At 44.3% G+C, this 21,349-nt stretch carries 15 protein-coding genes and 1 pseudogene; 15 read left to right on the forward strand and 1 reads right to left on the reverse strand.

The features are described from left to right. The 14 genes and pseudogenes from F6K52_RS13535 to ftsH all read left to right on the forward strand — a co-directional run. Window positions 1–275: pseudogene (locus tag F6K52_RS13535) on the forward strand (hydroxymethylbilane synthase); the annotation flags it as partial. 324 nt (window positions 276–599) lie between these two features. Next, on the forward strand, window positions 600–2,027 hold the full coding sequence (gene glgA, locus F6K52_RS13540; protein WP_293078309.1) for a glycogen synthase GlgA: 1,428 nt from the start codon (window positions 600–602) through the stop codon (window positions 2,025–2,027). A 185-nt stretch (window positions 2,028–2,212) separates the two neighbouring features. Continuing rightward, the gene (locus F6K52_RS13545; RefSeq protein ID WP_293078311.1) at window positions 2,213–6,448 is read left to right on the forward strand and encodes a CHAT domain-containing protein; all 4,236 of its coding nucleotides are present in this window, start codon (window positions 2,213–2,215) and stop codon (window positions 6,446–6,448) included. Between the two features lie 178 nt (window positions 6,449–6,626). Then, a complete protein-coding gene (locus tag F6K52_RS13550) occupies window positions 6,627–7,937 on the forward strand; it encodes a serine/threonine-protein kinase (RefSeq protein ID WP_293078313.1) in 1,311 nt (436 codons plus the stop codon). A gap of 292 nt (window positions 7,938–8,229) precedes the next feature. After that, complete coding sequence (locus F6K52_RS13555; protein WP_293078315.1) at window positions 8,230–8,574, forward strand: DUF6825 family protein; 345 nt, start codon at window positions 8,230–8,232, stop codon at window positions 8,572–8,574. A gap of 172 nt (window positions 8,575–8,746) precedes the next feature. Continuing rightward, the gene (locus tag F6K52_RS13560) at window positions 8,747–10,447 is read left to right on the forward strand and encodes an AarF/ABC1/UbiB kinase family protein (protein ID WP_293078317.1); all 1,701 of its coding nucleotides are present in this window, start codon (window positions 8,747–8,749) and stop codon (window positions 10,445–10,447) included. Window positions 10,448–10,673: 226 nt separating this feature from the next. After that, a complete protein-coding gene (locus F6K52_RS13565) occupies window positions 10,674–11,393 on the forward strand; it encodes a Stp1/IreP family PP2C-type Ser/Thr phosphatase (RefSeq protein ID WP_293078319.1) in 720 nt (239 codons plus the stop codon). Window positions 11,394–11,495: 102 nt separating this feature from the next. Further along, window positions 11,496–12,449, forward strand: coding sequence for a tRNA epoxyqueuosine(34) reductase QueG (gene queG / locus F6K52_RS13570; RefSeq protein WP_293078321.1), 954 nt, complete (start codon window positions 11,496–11,498; stop codon window positions 12,447–12,449). 74 nt (window positions 12,450–12,523) lie between these two features. Continuing rightward, window positions 12,524–13,195 (forward strand): HAD-IA family hydrolase, encoded by a 672-nt coding sequence (locus F6K52_RS13575; RefSeq protein WP_293078324.1) that lies wholly within the window; start codon window positions 12,524–12,526, stop codon window positions 13,193–13,195. A 564-nt stretch (window positions 13,196–13,759) separates the two neighbouring features. Then, window positions 13,760–14,080 (forward strand): hypothetical protein, encoded by a 321-nt coding sequence (locus F6K52_RS13580; RefSeq protein ID WP_293078326.1) that lies wholly within the window; start codon window positions 13,760–13,762, stop codon window positions 14,078–14,080. Window positions 14,081–14,906: 826 nt separating this feature from the next. Next, entirely contained in the window at window positions 14,907–16,439 is a 1,533-nt protein-coding gene (psbB, locus tag F6K52_RS13585) for a photosystem II chlorophyll-binding protein CP47 (protein ID WP_293078328.1), read from the forward strand. A gap of 137 nt (window positions 16,440–16,576) precedes the next feature. After that, a complete protein-coding gene (locus F6K52_RS13590; RefSeq protein ID WP_008180851.1) occupies window positions 16,577–16,672 on the forward strand; it encodes a photosystem II reaction center protein T in 96 nt (31 codons plus the stop codon). Between the two features lie 217 nt (window positions 16,673–16,889). Next, entirely contained in the window at window positions 16,890–17,420 is a 531-nt protein-coding gene (gene nrdR / locus F6K52_RS13595) for a transcriptional regulator NrdR (protein ID WP_293078330.1), read from the forward strand. A gap of 355 nt (window positions 17,421–17,775) precedes the next feature. Continuing rightward, window positions 17,776–19,725, forward strand: a complete 1,950-nt coding sequence (gene ftsH / locus F6K52_RS13600) for an ATP-dependent zinc metalloprotease FtsH (protein ID WP_293078332.1) — start codon at window positions 17,776–17,778, stop codon at window positions 19,723–19,725. A gap of 110 nt (window positions 19,726–19,835) precedes the next feature. Here the strand turns inward: ftsH and F6K52_RS13605 are convergent, their stop codons facing one another. Further along, window positions 19,836–20,447: a M23 family metallopeptidase gene (locus F6K52_RS13605; RefSeq protein ID WP_293078334.1), complete on the reverse strand. Its 612-nt coding sequence runs from the start codon at window positions 20,445–20,447 to the stop codon at window positions 19,836–19,838. Between the two features lie 389 nt (window positions 20,448–20,836). Between F6K52_RS13605 and F6K52_RS13610 the strand changes: the two genes are divergently transcribed. Continuing rightward, window positions 20,837–21,214, forward strand: coding sequence for a hypothetical protein (locus F6K52_RS13610; RefSeq protein WP_293078336.1), 378 nt, complete (start codon window positions 20,837–20,839; stop codon window positions 21,212–21,214). The last annotated feature ends 135 nt before the right edge of the window (window positions 21,215–21,349 follow it).

A 21,349-nucleotide genomic window follows, 5' to 3' on the forward strand; every position in this document is an offset into this window, starting at 1 on the left:
TCACTTCTCAACGCTGTTACGCAGAACGGTCATTATTAAGGGAACTCGAAGGTGGCTGTCAAGTTCCGATCGGTGTAGACACTCAGTTGGAAGGCAATACCCTAACCCTAACAGCTATAGTCGCTAGTGTCGATGGGCAAAAACTTGTCAAAGATACCATTCAAGGGGATTCGAGTCAGGCAGAAAATCTGGGAATCGAACTTGCCCAAAAGCTCAAAGAACAGGGAGCTCAAAAGATTTTGGATGAAATTTTAGCTCAAATCGAGCGGGAATAGGAATATAGCTCAACAGTCAATTCAAGTCTGGTTATAAGCGCTATAGATTTTATAATTTTCGCAAAGCCGCTTTCAGTATAGGAAAAGGCTAAGTAAAAGGTTTTTTTAGCCATAGCCTTTTTCTTTTCCCGTAGAATTTTTCATAAGGCTAGAGTAAGCTAGGATAGCTGGAAAGCTGAAGGTTATTCGATCAAGTCTGACAGGAGTTAAAGGTCAATTCCTGAAAAGCTCTGCCCCATGTTTAAGGCTTGATCTAATCCACTTCATCCTTCAAGCTCGCAGCTATTTCATAGGCGCTAAAAACCAATAATTTACAACTAACAGATGAAGATTCTATTCGTTGCGGCGGAAGCAGCTCCCATCGCGAAAATTGGCGGTATGGGGGATGTAGTGGGATCATTACCCAAAACCTTGAGACAATTGGGACAGGATGTGCGAATTTTCATGCCTTACTACGGCTTTTTGCCCGATAAAATCGCGATTCCAGAGGAACCAGTGTGGTCGGGGGATGCTATGTTTCAACACTTTAATGTGTTTGAAACCCTACTACCAAAGACTAATGTCCCCTTATACCTATTTGGTCATGCTGCCTTTGCTGGTCGCCAAATCTACTCTGGAGATGATGAAGACTGGCGATTCACCCTATTTGCCAATGGTGCAGCTGAGTTTGCTTGGAACTACTGGAAGCCTGATGTTATTCACTGCCATGATTGGCACACGGGCATGATTCCCGTTTGGATGCACCAATCATCAGATATCAACACCGTTTTCACAATTCACAACCTGGCTTATCAAGGCCCCGAGCGCTGGCGCTTAGAAGAAATTACTTGGTGTCCCTGGTATATGCAAGGTCATAATACTATGGCGGCAGCTGTACAGTATGCTAACCAGGTAAATACTGTTTCGCCCACCTATGCTCAACAAATCCAAACTGCTGAATACGGTGAATCCTTAGAAGGTTTGCTGTCATTTATCAGTGGTAAAACTGTTGGAATTGTCAATGGGATTGATACAGAAAGTTACAATCCCGAAACCGATAACTACATTCCTCACAAGTTCACCGCTGATAGTCTCGATATCCGTAGCAAAAACAAAGTAGCCCTCCAGAAAGAAGTCGGCTTAGCCATCAACCCCGATACCTGTGTGATCAGTATGGTTTCCCGTTTAGTGGAACAGAAAGGGATTGACCTGCTGGTGCAAGTTTTACAGGGTTTCCTAGCTTACACCGATTGTCAATTTTTAGTCCTAGGTACGGGAGAGCGCTACTATGAAACCCAACTGTGGGAAATGGCATCCCGCTATCCAGGACGAATGTCTGCTCAAATCCTATATAACGATCCTCTAGCTCGACGCATCTATGCTGGTAGTGATCTATTTTTGATGCCTTCCCGTTTTGAACCCTGCGGGATTAGCCAAATGCTGGCTATGCGTTACGGCTGTATTCCCATTGTACGACTGACTGGGGGTTTGGTGGATACCGTTTCCCACCATGATCCGATCAATCAAACTGGCACGGGTTACTGCTTTGACCGCTACGAACCCTTAGATTTATATACTTGTATGGTTCGGGCTTGGGAAGGTTTCCGCTACAAGAAAGAATGGCGGAGTTTGCAACAACGAGCTATGAGCCAAGACTTTAGTTGGCAGAAGTCAGCCAAGCAATATATCAATATGTACCAAGATATTTTAGGATTACCTGCACAAGCACCTCAGCAGGTACCACAAGACAACCATTTAGTTGTTGCCAGCTAGACAGAACATTCCATAAGTTACACCTATTCTGGTACTGTGATCAGTGATCACTAAGCATGGCTATTTTAGCATGGCTATTGTACCATGGCTATTTTAGTTTTAAATAAGCGTGAAATTAGCACCACCTTCCCTTAGTGGATTGGTGCTACAGCTGTTTCCAACTAGGTGCATGACCACTACACTCCATGACTACTAGACAGAGAAGGTTAAGGGTTGCTATGAAGATTATGGGGAAACCGGTAGTAAAACCCAAGGGCAGCAATTCTTCTAAGTACCAAGGACGGTGCAGTCCCCTAGAGGGCAAAAATTTTCCCCCTCAAAGCTCTAACCGAAAAATCTCTCCTTCATTCCTCAACCGCTTATCTCTAGGTCAAGTCATGCCCTGGGGGGTAGCCATGTTGCTCTCCCCAACTGGGCTACCAGCAATCGCACAAATCACCTCAGCAGAAGACAGTGCAGGGACAATTGTAACTCGTGATGGTCAAACCTTCGATATCACTGGTGGTAGCCTCTCTAGTGACGATCAACCGAATCTGTTTCACAGTTTTGAGGAATTTGGACTCGATTCCGGCCAGATTGCCAATTTTATCTCTAATAATCCCCAGGTTAGGAATATTTTGGGGCGAGTCGTAGGGGATGTACCCTCAATTATTAATGGTCTAATTCAAATCAGAGGCAGTGGGAGCCCTAACTTATACTTAATGAACCCAGCAGGGATTATTTTTGGGGCTGATGCTCGACTGAATGTGCCTGCTTCCTTTACAGCAACTACAGCTACTGGGATTGGCTTTGGCGAAGGCAATTGGTTTGATGCTTTTGGCGACAATAATAATTACCAGAACTTAATTGGTGACCCCACTAGCTTTGCCTTTGATTTAGCCCAACCTGGAAGTATCATTAACGCTGGTGAGCTGGAAGTCCCAGACAATCAAAGGATCGCCTTGATCGGGGGTAGTGTGATTAACACTGGGCAACTGAACGCACCAGGAGGCAATATTACTATCGCTGCTGTACCAGGGGAAAGTCTGGTTAAGATTTCTCAATCTGGAAATTTGTTGAATCTAGAGATTGACCCCCCTCGTACACTAGATGGGCAACCATTATTTACCGCACTAGATATACCAGCGCTACTCACAGGATCAGCCCAAGGCGTTGAGACGGGACTCAGCGCCAATTCCAATGGAAACGTGCAGCTGACGGATTCTGGCACCACAGTTCCCACTGAAACAGGAACAAGCATTGTCTCGGGTACCCTAGATGTTTCCAACCCAGAACTTAGGCGACGCAGTGTAACAGTATTAGGCGATCGCATTGGTGTAATTAATGCCACCATTGACTCTTCCGGCGGTAATGGTGGCCAGGTGTGGATTGGGAAGCACCCCCAAGACAATCCAGACAATGTAAATTTAAATGCCAATCGCACCTTTGTCAGCGGTGATTCCTTGATTAACGCTGATGGAGAAGCGGCAGATAGAGACGGAGGTCGAGTTACTGTCTGGTCAGAGGAAACCACAGCATTTTATGGGGAGATTACTGCCCGTGGTGCTCAAGAGCAAACTTCATTGTCCGCAGATGGTGGGACAGTTGAGATATCTAGTCAACAGACTTTAATCTTTGATGGCAAAGTTGATGTAACCGCCCCTGTTGGTCAAAACGGCACGATTAGATTTGACGACAGCAACATTACTATAGTACCTGGGACAGAAGGTGATAGTCAGCAGCTAGGGGATAATCCCCTTGGTTTTGATGTGATGGAAATTTTGTCCGGGGATGGGGGGACACCTGGCCTTAGCGCGAATGCCCTAGAACAAGTTTTGGGCAACATTGTTCTGAATGCTAGTAATGATATTACCGCCCCTAACGTCTCTCTGAACTTTGATGGAGATATCACCATTGATGGGGTTAATGTCACTTTAGGTGATATCAAGACAGATGGGGGAGCCATTACAATCACAGCCTCTGAGGCTCTGATCACGGAAGAGCTTAACTCATCAACAACAGTTGACAAGGGAGGGGATGTTACCCTCGATGGAGGTAATATTCAGGTTAGCTGGATCAATGCCCAAGGTGGTAGTAATGGGAAAGGCGGCAATGTGGAAATTACCACAGAAGGTTTTTTTAGAGCCACTGGAACCTTTGACACCTTAATCGAGGGCACAGAAACAGCAGTCAGCATTGCTACAGTTGGGGGAGATGGTGGAGGAAAAATCACCATCCGTCATGGGGGAAATGGGGAAACACCCTTTGAAGTGGGAAATAGCCTTACTAATGGTACAGAGGGAGCTATTTCTACAGGTGATTCTACTTTTACCCTAGAAAGCTTTTTGACTTCGACGAGCTCAGATTTAGGTGATATAGAAATTAATACTGGGGAGCAATCTTCAAATTTGACTAGCCCAGGTCAAGAAATGGCTACCAATTTGTTGGGTAATTCTTCGACTAGCGAAGGTCAAGGAATGGCTACCAATTTGTTGGGTAATTTTTCGACTAGCGAAGGTCAAGGAATGGCTACCAATTTGTTGGGTAATTCTTTGACTAGCGAAGGTCAAGGAATGACTACCAATTTGTTGGGTAATTCTTTGACTAGCGAAGGTCAAGGAATGGCTGAAGCTCTGATATCAAATTCGACTAGCGAAGGTCAAGAAATGGCTGAAGCTCTGATATCAAATTCGACTAGCGAAGGTCAAGAAATGGCTGAAGCTCTGATATCAAATTCGACTAGCGAAGGTCAAGGAATTGCTACCAATCCCTATTCAAATCGGGCTAATATATTCCCCAGTCGCCCTCAACTATATCAGCATTCCATTGAATTCTTACCAATTATTACTCAACCAAAGCCTCAGGCAATTGCTTCCAAAACAGAATACACTCAAATAAACCCTAAAAATACTAAATTAGAACATAATTATAATCTTAACAACTTTGAATTTATTAATTTTAAACCTAAATCGAATTTAATCAACATTTATTACAATCAACCAGCACCACAGACTATAGCAGAGATTACTAATACTAATAGTACTAATAGTAGTCAATCACCGGCACAATCAGTCCCACAGACAGTTACCAGTAAATCCTCTAACTCTACACTAGAAGCTGAAGCTGAGGTTAAACAACTTGAGGAAGGCTTCACCTATGCGTTTGAAAAACATCTAGGCATTAGCAACACTTCCATTGTCACCCGGTCAGAAGCCCAAGCTCACCTGGGCCAGATTGAAAATCTTACTGGACTCAAACCTGCCCTAATTTACCTGTTCTTTAAACCGGAATTTAAATCGGAAACTACTAATATCAATCCAGTTAATTCCAAGGGATTAACGTCAACAAAACTGGAACGAAAGACAACGAAAACTCGGCAAAAGACAGGGTTGCACTGGGAAGAAAATCTCAATACACAGCTCGAATTACTAGTCGTTACGGCTTCGGGAACAGTAATTCGAAAACAGGTGCAGGGAGCAACGCGATCGCAAGTTCTTTCTGTTGCTCGGGAATTTCAGAAGAGTATCGCCAATTTCGAAAGTGCAAATGTCTACCTACCCTTGGCTCAGCAGTTGTATCGTTGGTTGATTGCTCCGGTAGAGCAGGAGCTAAAAGCCCAACAAATAAATAATCTTGCCTTTATCATGGACGTTGGTTTGCGCTCCTTACCCATGGCAGCACTCCATGATGGCACTGGGTTTCTTGTAGAACGATATAGCCTTGGTTTAATGCCAACTCTATCATTAACCAACATGAACTATGTAGACATTAGGAAATTTAAAGTCTTGGCCATGGGAGCATCCCAGTTTAAGAACAGAAACCCCTTACCAGCCGTTCCTGTAGAATTATCCATGGTTACAGAAAAACTGTGGTCAGGAAAGGCCTTCCTCAACGAAGAGTTCACCGTAGCAAATTTGAGAAAAGCTCGTGCCTCACAACCCTTTGGTATCCTTCATTTGGCTACCCATAGTGAATTCCTAGCTGGTAAACCCAGTAATTCCTACATCCAGTTGTGGGATACCAAACTGCAACTTAACCAGCTCCATAAACTAGGCTTAAATAAGCCTAAGGTAGAGTTGTTGGTCTTAAGTGCCTGTCGTACTGCCTTAGGAGACGAGCAAGCCGAATTAGGATTTGCCGGTCTAGCAGTTCTAGCGGGGGTCAAGTCCGCATTGGGAAGTCTCTGGTATGTCAGCGATGAGGGTACCCTGGGGCTCATGACAACGTTTTACGAAAAACTACAGCAAGTCCCAGTGAAAGCCGAGGCTATACGGAAAGCTCAGTTAAATTTGCTCAGGGGTACAGTCCGTCTGGAGGGAGGGCAGTTGGTAACAGATCAAGGCAGTTTTCCTTTACCACCAGCCTTAGCCAAGTTGCCAGATGTGGAGTTACGACATCCCTACTATTGGAGCGCTTTTACCCTAATTGGCAACCCTTGGTAATGTTTGATCCTGATGAACAACTCCTGCTACAGAATAATTAAGCTGAACAATTTCGGTAATAGTTATCCTCGTTTTTCCTTGATACTTGATTGTTAGAAAGGGAGGAACGAAACCTAGGTAGTGTCAACCATTCTGCACCACTTAAGGTTAGCATAGGTGGGAGTTGAACTGAACTTTCATGGACTTAAAGGCAGGCACAGTCTTGCACAACGGCAAATATGTTATTCATAGCCAGCTAGGTAAAGGTGTCTTTAGCATCACCTACCTAGCCATCAACGCTGAGTCTGGTCAAACTGTTGTGGTCAAAACCCTCAGCGACAATCTCTGCCACCATCCCCATGGTGAGCAGTTCAAGCGGCAATTTATTGCCCTTGGTAGGCTCTTGAGCGGCTGTCAGCATCAGCATTTAGTCAGGGTAATCGAAGCCTTTGAAGCTGCAGGACGACCTTACCTAGTCATGGAATATATTCCAGGGCAGACGTTAGCTGAACTCATCCAAGCCAACTTGGTTCCAGAAGCCCAAGCTATTGCATACATTCGTCAAATTGGCGATGCCCTGAGCGTATTACATCAAAAGGGTTTGCTGCATCTAGATGTTAGACCGGAAAATATTATTCTGCGTCAAGATACCGATAAGCTAGTGCTATGTGAGTTTGGTATTACTAGTCAACTCACCCTAGGAGTCAGGCAAACCCACGCCAGTTTAATTGCTGCTGGGTATAGTGCCCCCGAACAGTACGTTTCTAAAGGGCAACTTTCCCAGGCAACCGATGTTTATTCCTTAACCGCAACCTTTTACTGCTTGCTTACTGGAACCCCACCCTTACCTGCACCAGTCAGGGAAGTATTGCATGCCCAGGAAGGTTTCTATATTCTTTTCCTGCCGGACTTACCACCATGTCCACAAAACCTAACTCCAGTAGTTAAACAAGCAGTCTGGCGTGGCTTGCACATGGTCACCAATCAACGTCCTCAAACCGTAGAAGCTTGGTTATCGCTGCTGCCAACTCAGGAAAAAGTTCCTCAAAGCAGTTCTCAGTTGAAAGTGCTGAGTCCTCAGCAAAAGTCATTAATTTCCCCAAAACTGAGTACTAATCCTTCAAGGCTGAGTACTAATCCTTCAAGACTGAGCATTCAAACATCAAATATAAGCACTAATTCTTCAAAACGGAGTACTAATCCTTCAAAACGGAGTGCTAATCCTTCAAGACTGAGTACTGATCCTTCAAAACTGAGCACTCAGACCTTAGCTGTTCTCAAAACTGTCCACGCCAAACTCAAAACTCAAACCTCAAAACTCAAAACTACCAAAGCTGGATTCCCAGTGAAAGCCCTACTGATGACCGGTGCCCTTGCGGCCTCAGCCGGATTAGGATTTGGTTTCGCACTGCGAATTAACTCTCAAAAAGAACCTGGTTCTACCATCTTCCACACCGATCAATCCTTCCCTCCTCGCAGCAATTGGCCTTTGTCAGAACCCCAACTCTGAAACACCTTCAACCTCATCAAGGTGGTTTATTCATATTCATACTTACACAGGACTGACCCCGAACTCGCCACCAAACGCACTTAATCAGTAGTAGGGCTACGAAGAAAAAGTTAGTGCCTAAGTCCTGTGAGATTTAAATACATCAAATGATATAATAATGATTTTTTAAATTGAAAGGACATGGTAGATGTGAAAAACTGAGGATATACGACGCAAGTAACTAGATTTGAATTCACTCATAATCTTGGGCAAATACGTTATAATTTGTAACGTAAGCTAAAGAAACTTATCAATGAGTAACTCTGTAATTCATGCCTTTTTTCTGGGTAGGGCTGCAGCTCAAGCCATTAATCGGCAGCTCGAGGATGCTCTGACCAATGCCCTGAGTGAGTTAGGCAAGTTTGACGCTGAGCAGCGTGAGCGACTGCGGCAGTTTACCGAGCAGGTCATAGAAAATGCCAATCGCGATGCCGGAGCAGAAGCTGATTCTACTAGAAGTAACACAGCTAGTAACACAGCTAGTAACAAAGGGAAAACAGGATCAAAGCCAGCTGATTTGCAAGCCATGATTGATGAGCTGCGAGCAGAAATTGCCAGCTTGCGTACGGAATTAAAAAACTATCGCAAGCAATCTTGATCAGATTTATCGTTACTACCCTGGAGTATATACAAAAGGGGCTAGTTTCGATACTTTTTAATAATATTTTTTTAATAACCTCCTATTAATCTGATAAAAACCTTACAGATAAATCCGAGTGTGTGCTCTTTCTCAAAACTCTATTAACCTTACACTAAATCAGGAACGCAATGTGTCTAGGCAAAGTTCTATAGGTAAGCCATACAGCGAAAAAGCTTATCGGTGGAATCAAGAAAATTACTCCCGTCAAAGGCGTTTTATTGATATTTGGCGTTTTGTTTTGACCCTCATGACTGGGTTGTGGCTTGATGGTAAACCTTGGAGTTATCGGGGAGGATATACAGAGCAAAAGCACGCATATAGACGCAAAACACAAGCTATCTGGATTCGAGATACATTCTTAGATCTAGGACCAACGTTTATCAAAGTTGGACAGTTATTCTCCACCCGTGCTGATATATTCCCCAGTGAGTATGTAGAAGAACTGAGCAAACTACAAGACCGGGTTCCTGCCTTTAGTTACGAGCAAGTTGAGCAGATAATCCAGGAAGATTTAGGCAAGCCCATCAAGGAACTGTTCAGTGCTTTTGACCCAATCCCTCTGGCGGCGGCTAGCTTAGGGCAAGTTCACAAAGCTCAACTTCACAGTGGTGAAGAGGTAGCGATTAAGATCCAAAGACCAGGATTAAAAAAACTGTTTACCATTGATTTACAAATTCTCAAGGGGATCGCCTATTACTTTCAAAACCATCCAGACTGGGGGCGTGGTCGGGACTGGAGCGGCATTTATGAAGAGTGCTGTCGTATTCTTTGGGAAGAAATTGATTATCTTAATGAAGGCCGAAATGCAGATACATTTCGGCGCAACTTCCGCAGCTATGACTGGGTGAAGGTACCCCGTGTCTACTGGCGCTATACCTCATCACGAGTTTTGACCCTAGAGTTTTTACCAGGGATTAAGATTAGTAGTTACGAAGCTCTAGAAGCAGCTGGTCTAGACCGCAAATTAATCGCTCGTCTGGGAGCAGAAGCTTACCTACAGCAGTTGCTAAATGATGGCTTCTTCCATGCTGACCCCCATCCGGGAAATATTGCGGTTAGTCATCAGGGTTCCCTGATATTTTATGACTTTGGCATGATGGGGCAGATTAAGGCCAATGTGCGCGAGCAACTTATGGAAACCCTGTTTGGCATTGCCCAAAAAGACGGCGACCGAGTGGTGACTTCCCTAATTGAATTGGGTGCGCTCTCACCAGTGAGTGATATGGGACCGGTAAGGCGCTCAGTTCAGTATATGCTGGATAATTTCATGGATAAGCCCTTTGAGGATCAATCGATCACTAACATCAGCGATGACCTCTACGAAATTGCCTATGGCCAGCCTTTTCGATTCCCAGCAACGTTCACATTTGTGATGCGAGCCTTTTCTACACTGGAAGGAGTGGGTAAAGGCTTAGACCCCGAATTTAATTTTATGGAAGTTGCAAAACCCTTCGCACTAGAGATTATGACCAACGGCAACACTCCCGACAACAATAGCTTTATTAATGAACTGGGACGCCAAGCCGCACAGATGAGTAGTACAGCATTAGGTTTGCCCCAACGCATTGAAAGTACTATTGAAAAATTAGAAAGAGGAGACCTGCGCATTCGAGTGCGCTCTATTGAATCAGACCGGGTTTTACGACGGCTGAGTGGTATTCAGTTGGGAACCAACTATACTTTATTAATCAGTGCCTTCACCCTTTCGGCTACCATTTTATTTGTAAATGGTAATGTCCTACTAGCTTTAGTAGTCGTTTTGGTGGCAACTGTGTTAGGATTTGCCTTAATTAGGTTGCTCCGACGGCTTGACCGGTTTGATCGGATGTAGTAGTTGTTGTAAAGTCGTAATAACTCCTTATCCCACGATATATCCACTTTAGTAGCAAGTACTAGGAGGCTAAATCGTTGGATATTTAGGCATTTATCCGGACATCTTTGGACATTTCCTTGAATTTTGCTGAATCAGGTCGATAATAATCATGTTTCTATCCATCAAAATCAAACTGAAGCTCACGGACGAGCAGAAAGCATCAAGCCAGTAAACAACCGATGTGATGAAAAGTTTCTTCGCCGGTATTACAGATACGGGCTTACTACGTACAGTTAACCAAGATCACTACTACATGGACCCGGACGGTCGCTTCTTTATTGTTGCTGACGGTATGGGTGGTCATGCCGGTGGACAAGAGGCAAGTAAAATTGCCACTGAGGCGATTAAGACTTATTTGAAGAAAGATTGGAACTCTCAAACCCCTTCTGATGAGTTACTAGAACAAGCGATCTATCAAGCCAATCAGGCTATCCTCAACGATCAGCAAACTCATCCAGAACGGTCAGATATGGGAACCACTGCTGTAGTGGTGATATTCCGTCAAAACCAGTGTTGGTTTTCTCATGTAGGAGATTCTCGCCTCTATCGGTTCCGGAATTCTAAGTTAAAGAGGATTACAGAAGACCACACCTGGGTAGCCAGAGCTGTTAAGTTGGGAGAACTGACAGCTAAACAGGCTCGGATTCATCCCTGGCGTCATGTTCTGTCTCAATGTCTAGGCAGAAAGGACTTACCTAAAGTTGATGTCCATCCGATAGAGGTTAAATTATGCGATCGCCTTTTGCTTTGTAGCGATGGACTTACCGAAGAACTTTCCGATGAATTGATTGCTTCCTCTCTCCAAGAGAGTTCAAGTATTGATCAGGCTCTGGTTATGCTTGTTGAAGCGGCTAAAGACCAAGGCGGTAGGGATAACATTACTGTGGTTATTGTAGAGATTTGAGAAAGGATGAAAGGTTTTGGATGAAAGGTTTTGGATGAAAGGTTTTGGGTGAACGTGCGTGATTAACACACCCTACAGGTAGAGTTATTTCCTAAATACAGCTTGGATATACCAGTTACTAGCACTGAGGTAAAACAGAAAGCTCGCTCGGTGGGCTTTCATAAGGTCGGCATTGCAGCTGTGGATGTTGATCATCATGACTCAGCAGAGCAAAACTTGAAGGCTTGGCTAGGGTTAGGGTATCAAGCAGACATGGCTTGGATGGCAAATCCTCGACGCTTTGATATTCGTGCCTGTATGCCAGAAGTGAAGTCGGTAATTTGTGTTGCTCTCAACTACTACACCCCTCAGCAGCGTCCCGAAAGCCCTGAGTATGGCAAAATATCCCGTTACGGTTGGGGCAGAGATTACCACAAGGTCATGCATAAAAAATTGAAGGAATTTATCTTTTGGTTACAAGCACAAGCAAAAGAAATCCAGGTGCGTTACTATGCTGATACAGGGCCAGTACAAGATAAAGTCTGGGCGCAGCGCTCAGGTATTGGTTGGATTGCTAAAAATGGTAATGTAATTACGCGGGAGTATGGGAGTTGGGTATTTTTAGGGGAAGTGTTGACTAACCTAGCCTTGACCCCAGATACCCCTCACACTTCACACTGTGGTAGCTGTACCCGCTGTATTCAAGCCTGTCCAACGGGTGCTATTACCAAACCGTTTGTCGTTGATGCCAACCGCTGCATCGCCTATCATACCATTGAGAATCGGGCTGCAAACTTGCCGGAATCGATTAAACCCCATTTAGAAGGCTGGGTTGCTGGTTGTGACATCTGTCAAGATGTTTGCCCCTGGAACCAACGTTTTGCTAAAGAAACTGATGTGGTAGAGTTTCAGCCCTACCCTGAGAATGTGGCTCCTCGACTCACGGAATTAGCTACTATATCTGATCAGGAGTGGAATCGAAGGTTTCCAGCTTCGGCGCTGCGGCGTATTAAGCCAAATATGCTACGGCGCAATGCCCAAGCTAATATTGATGCATCTCAAAAATCGGTTGACTAGTCTGACTAGTCATTGATTACTTGGGTGGCGAATTGCGAATTGCGAATTGCGAATTGTTAATTGTTAATTGCTCAATGAGTGTAAAAGTAATTCTTTTTGATTTTGATGGGACTCTGGCTGATACCCTTACTGCCATTGTCAAGATTAGTAATAGCTTAGCGGAAGAATTTGGATATCAGCCCACATCAACTGAAAAATTGGAGCAAATTAGACATTTAAGCTCTAGGGAAATTATTAAGCAATCGGGTATTTCGAGGTTTAAAATCCCGTTTTTGTTGAAAAAGGTGCAAAAACGATTGCGCGAAGATATTCAAAGTTTAACTCCTATTCCTGGAATAATAGACGTTTTAAAGGATTTGAAATCTGAAGGTTACCAATTAGGGATATTGACATCTAACTCAGCAGATAACGTTAACCTTTTCCTGGAAAATAATTCTTGGGTCAAGCTTTTTGATTTTGTTGACTCAGGGAGTCCCATCTTTGGAAAAGAGAAAGTTATTCGTAAATTCATCAAAAAACATAATTTAAATCCTGCTGATGTGATCTATGTCGGAGATGAAACTAGGGATATTGAGGCAGCTCATAAAAATACTATTAAAGTAGTTGCTGTGAGTTGGGGATTTAATTATAAAGAAGTTTTAGCTCAATATCAACCCGATTTTTTGATCGACGAACCCCAGGATCTATCTGAAGTAGTATCTAATTTATATCAATCAAAAGTTAAATCAAAAGTAGGTTGTTATTAGTAATTATTTACTTATTACTTATTACTTGCTTGTTAATTTACCAATGATAATTTAACCAATGACAATTTGATATTAGCCCATTTTAAATCACATTTTGTACTACTACCAATAGTCCGCCAGGGATGAAAATCCCAGCGCAACCATTTAGTCCTATTGACAGGACTAAATGGTTGTCGGATGAAGATTATAGTCTATCTATAACCAATCCAATAGGTTGTATAAAGCGAGGTTATATAATAATTTTATTGGCTTGTATTATCCTTATTTTTATCTGAATTATCGATTATTTTACCCATTAATTGATACCGTAACCAGCTATAGCTCAAAAGACTATGGTCAACTAAAAATGCTTACTGCTGTTAATCATATACTGATCATTTTGTCAACTTGTATAAATCTCCACTACACCTGACACCCAGTCTTAACAGACAAGCTTGATGCGTAAGTCCTGAAATTAACCAATTGCCGTTGTTCGATAAAAGTTGAATTAAATCGTCAATTTAAGCTGAAAAATTCAATTTGAGTGGAAAATAGGAATATAGAGCAGGATTAGCGAAGAGCAACGTGAAATATTTCTTTTTATCGGAAGGCTGGGTAGTCGGGCGCGTTTGGGAGTTTGGAGGTCTTTGGAACGAAAACGCTTGGCGACGCCTGCCAGAAATTAAGCAAATTAACCTTTCTATCCTAGAGCAAGGAGAAAAATTGTGGCTATATCAGGTTGAAGACCTTGTGGTTATGCTTGAAGTCAAACCCATGCCTAACACCTCACCTGAGTCAGCAAAAACTATTGGTCAAGTTGTCCTAAAACGCTTGATCACTGCTGAGCAAGTTATCGAGCGCTTAGCGATGACACATACTGAAATCATGGTAGGGGGCAAAGGTTAACTGATACAGGGAAAAGGCACAAGGGGACAAAGAAGAAGAGGTAGAAGAAGGTGATGATAGGGAATATGAGGAAATAATACTTTTGATTGCGATTTGTGATCAAAGCTATAGCTCGGGTTAGCAGTTAATCAAAAAACCCTACCCATAGCATTGGAGCCTAATACCGAATTGCATATCAATAGCCCTTTGAGCCCCAGCTTTCCCCAACTCCGGACTCTGCCCCCTCTTCCCCCTCTGCTCTTAAGTGCTGTAGGTAATATCGTTTGAACTCAACTGGGCATAAGTTCTATCCTTGTGCCTTTTTCATTTTGATTTGTGTGGGACTATTGCTAATCTCTAAAGAGGCTACCGGACTGAATTTGACAATTTGTAGGGTTTATAAGCTATATTGCTTTAATTTAAGCAAATAAACGGTAAATTTGCCCAATATAGCTGGTTAAGCGCTTCCGACCCTAAGCTGAGAACATGACCGTTCGCTTGCAATCGGCTCTAACAATAGTTACACTTCTTTAAACAAACTTTAGTTTCATACATACTTTGTCCTACCTAAGTTGCCAATGGCAAAATCTAGGGGGGCTACCAAAGTAGCGATACAGTTAGGTTCACACCTAACCAAGGTCGGTCGGAGAGCTTTCAAGCTCTCCAAACAGTGTCAAATTAAAGAAATCATACCGTAAGCGTTGTCAGATGAGGTTTTTAACCCCTCGAACAACGTGACTCTTAGAATCCCCTGTGTTTGAAGCGGGGGAGATTTCAAGACGATTTCTAACATATTGATCAAAAGAAGCGTCGAAGTAAAAACTCTATATTAGGAGGAGCGTAGTCAATGGGACTACCCTGGTACCGAGTACACACGGTCGTCCTGAATGATCCAGGACGTCTGTTAGCTGTGCACTTGATGCATACAGCCCTGGTGGCAGGCTGGGCTGGTTCAATGGCCCTGTACGAATTGGCAATTTTTGATCCAAGTGACCCGGTTCTTAACCCGATGTGGCGTCAGGGGATGTTCGTCATGCCCTTTATGGCTCGTCTAGGGGTTACTGATTCCTGGGGCGGCTGGAGTATCACTGGTGAAACCGTAACCAATGCTGGCTTATGGTCTTTTGAAGGTGTCGCTGCAACTCATATTATCCTTTCTGGTTTATTGTTCCTGGCTGCCGTATGGCACTGGGTTTACTGGGATTTAGATGTGTTCAGAGACCCACGCAGTGGCGAACCAGCTCTCGATTTGCCAAAAATTTTTGGTATTCACCTGTTCTTATCTGGTTTACTCTGCTTTGGCTTTGGTGCCTTTCACTTGACTGGGCTTTGGGGTCCTGGGATGTGGGTATCTGATGCCTATGGTGTCACTGGCAGTGTTCAAGCCATTGCACCAGAATGGGGACCAGCAGGCTTTAACCCCTATAACCCTGGAGGTATTGTCGCTCACCATATCGCTGCTGGTGTTGTTGGGGTTATTGCTGGTTTATTCCACTTAACAGTACGACCACCAGAGCGCTTGTTTAAAGCTCTACGGATGGGGAATATCGAAACGGTACTCTCCAGCAGTATCGCGGCTGTGTTTTTTGCTGCCTTTGTAGTAGCAGGCACCATGTGGTACGGCAGTGCTGCTACCCCTATTGAGCTGTTTGGTCCAACCCGCTATCAGTGGGATCAGGGGTATTTCCAACAGGAAATTAACCAACGGGTACAAGCTGAATTGGCTGATGGTGCTAGCTTGTCAGAAGCTTGGTCATCAATTCCAGATAAGCTGGCATTCTATGACTATATCGGCAACTCTCCTGCCAAAGGTGGTTTGTTCCGCACAGGTCCTATGGATCAAGGGGATGGCATTGCTGAAGGTTGGCTAGGTCATGCGGTGTTCACAGACAGTGAAGGTCGGGAGCTCACCGTTCGTCGGATGCCGAACTTCTTTGAAACTTTCCCTATCATTTTGACCGATGCTAATGGTGTAGTTCGTGCGGACATACCTTTCCGACGGGCTGAATCTAGGTATAGTTTCGAGCAAGCTGGTGTCACTGCTAGCTTCTACGGTGGAGTTCTTGATGGTCAAACCTTTACTGACCCATTCGATGTGAAGCAATACGCTCGTACTGCTCAGCTGGGTGAGGGCTTCCAATTTGACCGCGAAACTCTAAACTCTGATGGTGTATTCCGCACTAGTACTAGGGGTTGGTTCACCTTTGGTCATGCTGTCTTTGCTCTGTTGTTCTTCTTTGGGCACATCTGGCATGGCTCACGCACCCTCTACCGAGATGTGTTTGCTGGTGTCGATCCCGACTTAGAGGAAGAGCAAGTCGAGTGGGGCTTCTTCCAGAAGCTTGGTGATAAGAGTACCCGTAGGACAGAGCCTATCTAGAGGTTAACTATCTCTTATCACAGTTTGACTTAAAAGCAAAAGGCAGAAGAAAAGAAATTTTTCTTTTGCCTTTTTGCTATTTCTGTGGTTCTAGCAAGGTAGACTGGTAAGTGAGAAGATAACCAACAATTATAGCTATGGAATCAGTTGCTTATATCTTAATCTTGACCTTAGCCCTAGGCACCCTATTTTTTGCCATTGCTTTTCGGGAACCGCCTAAGATTGGTAAGTAGTCTACCTCGATTTACTCAAATCGAAATTCAACAGTTCTGTGGATGCTCTGAGCCGCAATAGCCTGTACATGACCTTATAGGATATAAGGAAGTTAACAGGTTTGAGGTTTATATCGGCTCATCTTCCATCTAATTGTTATTTTGACCGTATCGACTCTTAGGGCGTTCCAAATATCTGCCGCCAATCAGTCCACTCAGCAAGAAAAAAAATTATCTTATGCGATGCCCCTCTTGTCACCACACCGAGAGCCGCGTTCTTGAGTCTCGTTCTACTGAGGCAGGAAAAAGTGTGAGGCGACGCCGGGAGTGTTTGGGATGCAAACATCGCTTCACGACATATGAGCGGATCGAATTTGTGCCAATAACTGTGATCAAGCGGGATGGCAAGCGGGAATCATTTGACCGTTCCAAGTTGTTACGAGGAATTATACGTGCTTGTGAAAAAACAGGCATTCTCCAAAAACGCCTAGAAGCATTGGTTGATGAGATTGAAGCAGAATTGCAACAGCGATTTGGTCGGGAAGTAATCAGTCACGAAATTGGTGAGTTAGTCTTGCGCTACCTACGTTCGGAGAGTGAAGTGGCTTATGTACGCTTTGCTTCCGTCTATGGAAAATTTCAAGGGATTAGAGATTTTGTAACTACCCTAGAGGAGCTCCAACAGGAAGATGTACCAATGGAAATTCCTCAGGTTCCGCCCACCCCCTCAGATCAGGTAGAAGAAATAAAGACATCGACTTCGGTTTAATTAATCAAATTTTTGTTAATTGTTGATGGTTGATCGTTGACTCTCAAACCTACAAGGTCAACTAGTGATCTCCTGTCCAGTTGTATGGTTACCATTTGTAGAGATGTTCCAGACAAGGTCTCTACAGGAGGGGTGATTAAGAAAAAAACCAGCGTGAGGTTTGGAAACCCCATCTAGGCAAGAGCAGGTTAACGCTGCTACCGGACTTAATATAACTTTCTTACAGCTAAAGCCGGATTTTAGGGAGCTAGACTAGAAAGTGAAAGAAATTTCAACTCAAGGGCGTGAATTCTATTGAAGCCTAACTAGGTTTACCCAGGAGTTGAGTCAAGGCAAGACCAAAGAGCAAACAGCCATGAAGAAACGTTTCTGGATGAGAGCATGGATGGGTAATGTAGAGGTAAATACCTCTCCACAGCCGCTGGCAAATCCTGATGTTAGATTACAGCAACCCCAGGAAAAGCGCAAGTTAGTCAAATTCTGGCGTATTGCTGCCAGTTTGCTCCTTTGGCAAGGGGTGATACTGGGTACCCCAGCCCAAGCACAGCTTAAAGAAGAGAAATCTCTAACCTATAGTGAGCTATTACAGAAAGTTAAAAATGGGGAAGTCACTAAAATAGAAATCGATGAAGCTACTAAGATTGCTAAAGTTAGCCTAAACGAGGCTAAGGAGAATGAAGCTCCTCAACGAGTTCCTTTGTTTGATCAAAACTCCTTGCTACTCAAGGAACTCCGTCAACGGAATGTTCCCACTGAAATTAGGCGCTCTCCGGATAACTCAGCCGCTTTAGGTCTAATTGCCAACTTATTTTTGCTTCTGCTGTTACTAGCAGGCTTGATGATGATCCTGCGACGCTCTGCGAGTAATTCTGGTCAAGCCTTAAACTTTGGCAAATCCCGAGCACGGTTTCAGATGGAAGCCAAAACCGGGGTTCTGTTTGATGATGTAGCAGGTATTCAAGAAGCTAAAGAGGAATTACAAGAAGTGGTCACATTCCTCAAACAACCAGAACGCTTTACTGCTGTGGGAGCACGCATCCCGAAAGGTGTGCTGCTAGTCGGTCCTCCAGGAACTGGTAAAACTCTCTTAGCCAAAGCGATCGCTGGTGAAGCAGGAGTTCCCTTCTTTAGCATCTCTGGTTCCGAATTCGTGGAAATGTTTGTGGGCGTTGGTGCCTCCCGTGTCCGAGACTTGTTCAGAAAAGCCAAAGAAAATGCCCCTTGCTTGGTCTTCATTGATGAAATTGATGCAGTAGGACGGCAACGGGGAGCAGGGATTGGGGGTGGAAACGATGAGCGGGAGCAAACCCTTAACCAATTGCTCACCGAAATGGATGGGTTTGAAGGGAACACAGGTATTATTATTATTGCTGCCACTAATCGCCCAGATGTCCTGGATGCTGCACTATTACGTCCTGGACGCTTTGACAGACAAGTTATTGTGGATTACCCTGACTACAAAGGCAGGAATAACATCCTGGAAGTCCACGCTCGCAACAAAAAGATTGACCCTGAGGTTTGTCTAGAAACTGTTGCTAAGCGTACCCCTGGGTTTACTGGTGCTGACTTAGCCAACCTACTCAACGAAGCGGCAATCCTGACTGCCCGCCGCCGCAAAGATGCCATTACTATGCTCGAAATCAATGATGCTATTGACCGGGTGGTAGCTGGCATGGAAGGCACTCCTCTGGTGGACAGCAAGAATAAGCGATTAATTGCCTACCATGAAGTAGGACATGCTGTAATTTCCACTCTCTTACCGGATCACGACCCGGTACAGAAAGTAACTCTAATTCCCCGAGGGCAAGCCCGTGGTTTGACCTGGTATATTCCTGATGAAGAGCAAGGTTTGATTACTCGGGCTCAACTCAAAGCCCAAATTACTGCGGCTTTAGGGGGTAGAGCGGCAGAAGAAGAAATTTTTGGTGAGGCTGAAGTGACTACTGGTGCTGTTGGGGACTTGCGACAAGTTACCTCGCGAGCACGGCAGATGGTAACCCGCTTTGGAATGAGTGATTTGGGTCCACTGTCCTTAGAAGATCCAGGGGGAGAAGTCTTTCTAGGGGGTAATGTGATTAATAGGTCTGAGTACTCAGAGAAAATTGCTGCCCACATTGATGCCCAAGTTCGCACAATTGTGCAGCATTGCCATGGCCATGCTCGTCAGTTAGTCCGGGAAAATCGGGTAATCATTGACCGATTAGTAGACATGTTGATAGATCAAGAAACTCTCGAAGGAGACCAGTTACGCAAAATTGTAGAAGAACACACCCAGATGGACAAGGAACAATTGGTAGTTTCGTAGTTTCTACTTAAACGATCATGCGGCATGGATGTTTGAAACACTTTAATGGTTAATGGTTAATGGTTAATGGTTAATGGTTAATGGCCATTAACCATTAATATTTGTCCGAATCAAGCTCGTGTTTTATACATTGCCCGCAGCACCTGGGCTGGGTCAACGTATTGCTTGCCATACTTCAATCCCCAGTGCAGATGAGGACCGGTGGTACGACCAGTCATTCCTACTCGACCGATTCTGGCTCCAGAAGGCAACAGTTGGCCTTCCTTGATCTGAATGCCACCGGAGTTGTCAATTAAATAGCGAGTACCTCCATTTTTAACTGCGTATCCTTTCATGTGACAGTAGATGTGCTGCCACTTGCCCGATTGGATAGTTATTGAGGTGCCGCAAGCAGTACCATCAGAAATTTTAATTACTTTACCACTCCACCAGTTACGGATATAGCTTCCTTCAGGGGCAGCTATGTCTAAACCTCGGTGGAATTCCCATCCAGAACCTCTAGGAGAGGGTCGGTAACCGAAGCCAGAGGTGTAGCCCCGGAAGTTTTCTACTGGAAAGGAACCCCCTTTGGCAAAACTTCTTACTCCGGCTACCAAGCTTGAGGGAGGTTCTGATGCAGTTACTGGCTGGCTGGGCAAACTCGAAAGGGTACTTAAACCGATTAAAGTTGTTAAACTCAGTCCAGCGAAAATTAGAAGCCTTGATAAATAACCACTGCGCATTAGTTCTAGTCTGGCTTTAGCTAGTTAGGGGTCTTTCCATTTATATCTCTCCAGATCATCTGCCATCACCAGGATTTTTGGGTTGTTTAGGGTATTTAACAAAATCTTGAGTTTTGTTAAGATACCTCAATAAGCTAATACACATTTAACTTGCACAATTTAGCGATGCAGCGCCTTCACGCGGGGGTTTCCCCCACTCGCGCTTTGCATGGCTGACAAGGATTGAATTTTTTGTTAAGGGTTTACCTTTGACTAACCGTTGTGCTTTTGTCTACTGTGCGCATGTCTAGCGTTAACCGTTAAAACTAAAGCAATCCACTCAAATAGATAAGTTAAATGTTCGTTAACTTAGTGATTAACTTGCCCCAGCCTAGCCTATCCGTGAACCAATGCTGACTGAATTTTTACCCTTCCGATTTGAGGTGGATACTACCGCGATCGCAGGAGCATCTTTGTGGTCTCTAGCCCTATATTTAAGCCTCTCGTCCTTGAGGCAATGGATTATGGAGCAATTGAACCGCTGGTTTAACTTTGCTGAGGGATTATTTTACATGTCGGCTGAGGAATTTGAACGAACCCGCAAGGTCAGAGAATCTCAAAATGCTTTTTATGCGTCAATTGTCAGCATTGTGCCTTTTTTAGTTATTGGTGCAATTTGTAACTACGCCGTGGAAATTAGCCTGGGACACAGTTGGGCAATCAGTATTGGGATTATTGCTTGCATGAGTTGTGGTGTGTATGAATTAGGGCGTCAGTCTGGGAATTGAATTTAGGTAGCGATGCAGCGCGGTCTTGGGGAGGCAGTGCGGTCTTGGGGGTTCCCCCGGAGACGAAACCTGATTACGTTGAGCCTTTATGGTTGGTCGGCTATGCAGAAAAAGGGTAAAACTTATTGATTAGCG

The organism is Moorena sp. SIO3H5 (genome assembly GCF_010692395.1).
Classification (GTDB): domain Bacteria; phylum Cyanobacteriota; class Cyanobacteriia; order Cyanobacteriales; family Coleofasciculaceae; genus Moorena.

Excerpts from the sequence above, each read along its gene's own strand:
- glgA (WP_293078309.1), top strand. The coding sequence starts at position 600 with ATGAAGATTCTATTCGTTGCGGCGGAAGCAGCTCCCATCGCGAAAATT.
- F6K52_RS13545 (WP_293078311.1), top strand. The coding sequence starts at position 2,213 with ATGACTACTAGACAGAGAAGGTTAAGGGTTGCTATGAAGATTATGGGG.
- F6K52_RS13550 (WP_293078313.1), top strand. The coding sequence starts at position 6,627 with ATGGACTTAAAGGCAGGCACAGTCTTGCACAACGGCAAATATGTTATT.
- F6K52_RS13555 (WP_293078315.1), top strand. The coding sequence starts at position 8,230 with ATGAGTAACTCTGTAATTCATGCCTTTTTTCTGGGTAGGGCTGCAGCT.
- F6K52_RS13565 (WP_293078319.1), top strand. The coding sequence starts at position 10,674 with ATGAAAAGTTTCTTCGCCGGTATTACAGATACGGGCTTACTACGTACA.
- F6K52_RS13575 (WP_293078324.1), top strand. The coding sequence starts at position 12,524 with ATGAGTGTAAAAGTAATTCTTTTTGATTTTGATGGGACTCTGGCTGAT.
- psbB (WP_293078328.1), top strand. The coding sequence starts at position 14,907 with ATGGGACTACCCTGGTACCGAGTACACACGGTCGTCCTGAATGATCCA.
- F6K52_RS13590 (WP_008180851.1), top strand. The coding sequence starts at position 16,577 with ATGGAATCAGTTGCTTATATCTTAATCTTGACCTTAGCCCTAGGCACC.
- nrdR (WP_293078330.1), top strand. The coding sequence starts at position 16,890 with ATGCGATGCCCCTCTTGTCACCACACCGAGAGCCGCGTTCTTGAGTCT.
- ftsH (WP_293078332.1), top strand. The coding sequence starts at position 17,776 with ATGAAGAAACGTTTCTGGATGAGAGCATGGATGGGTAATGTAGAGGTA.
- F6K52_RS13605 (WP_293078334.1), bottom strand. The coding sequence starts at position 20,447 with ATGCGCAGTGGTTATTTATCAAGGCTTCTAATTTTCGCTGGACTGAGT.
- F6K52_RS13610 (WP_293078336.1), top strand. The coding sequence starts at position 20,837 with ATGCTGACTGAATTTTTACCCTTCCGATTTGAGGTGGATACTACCGCG.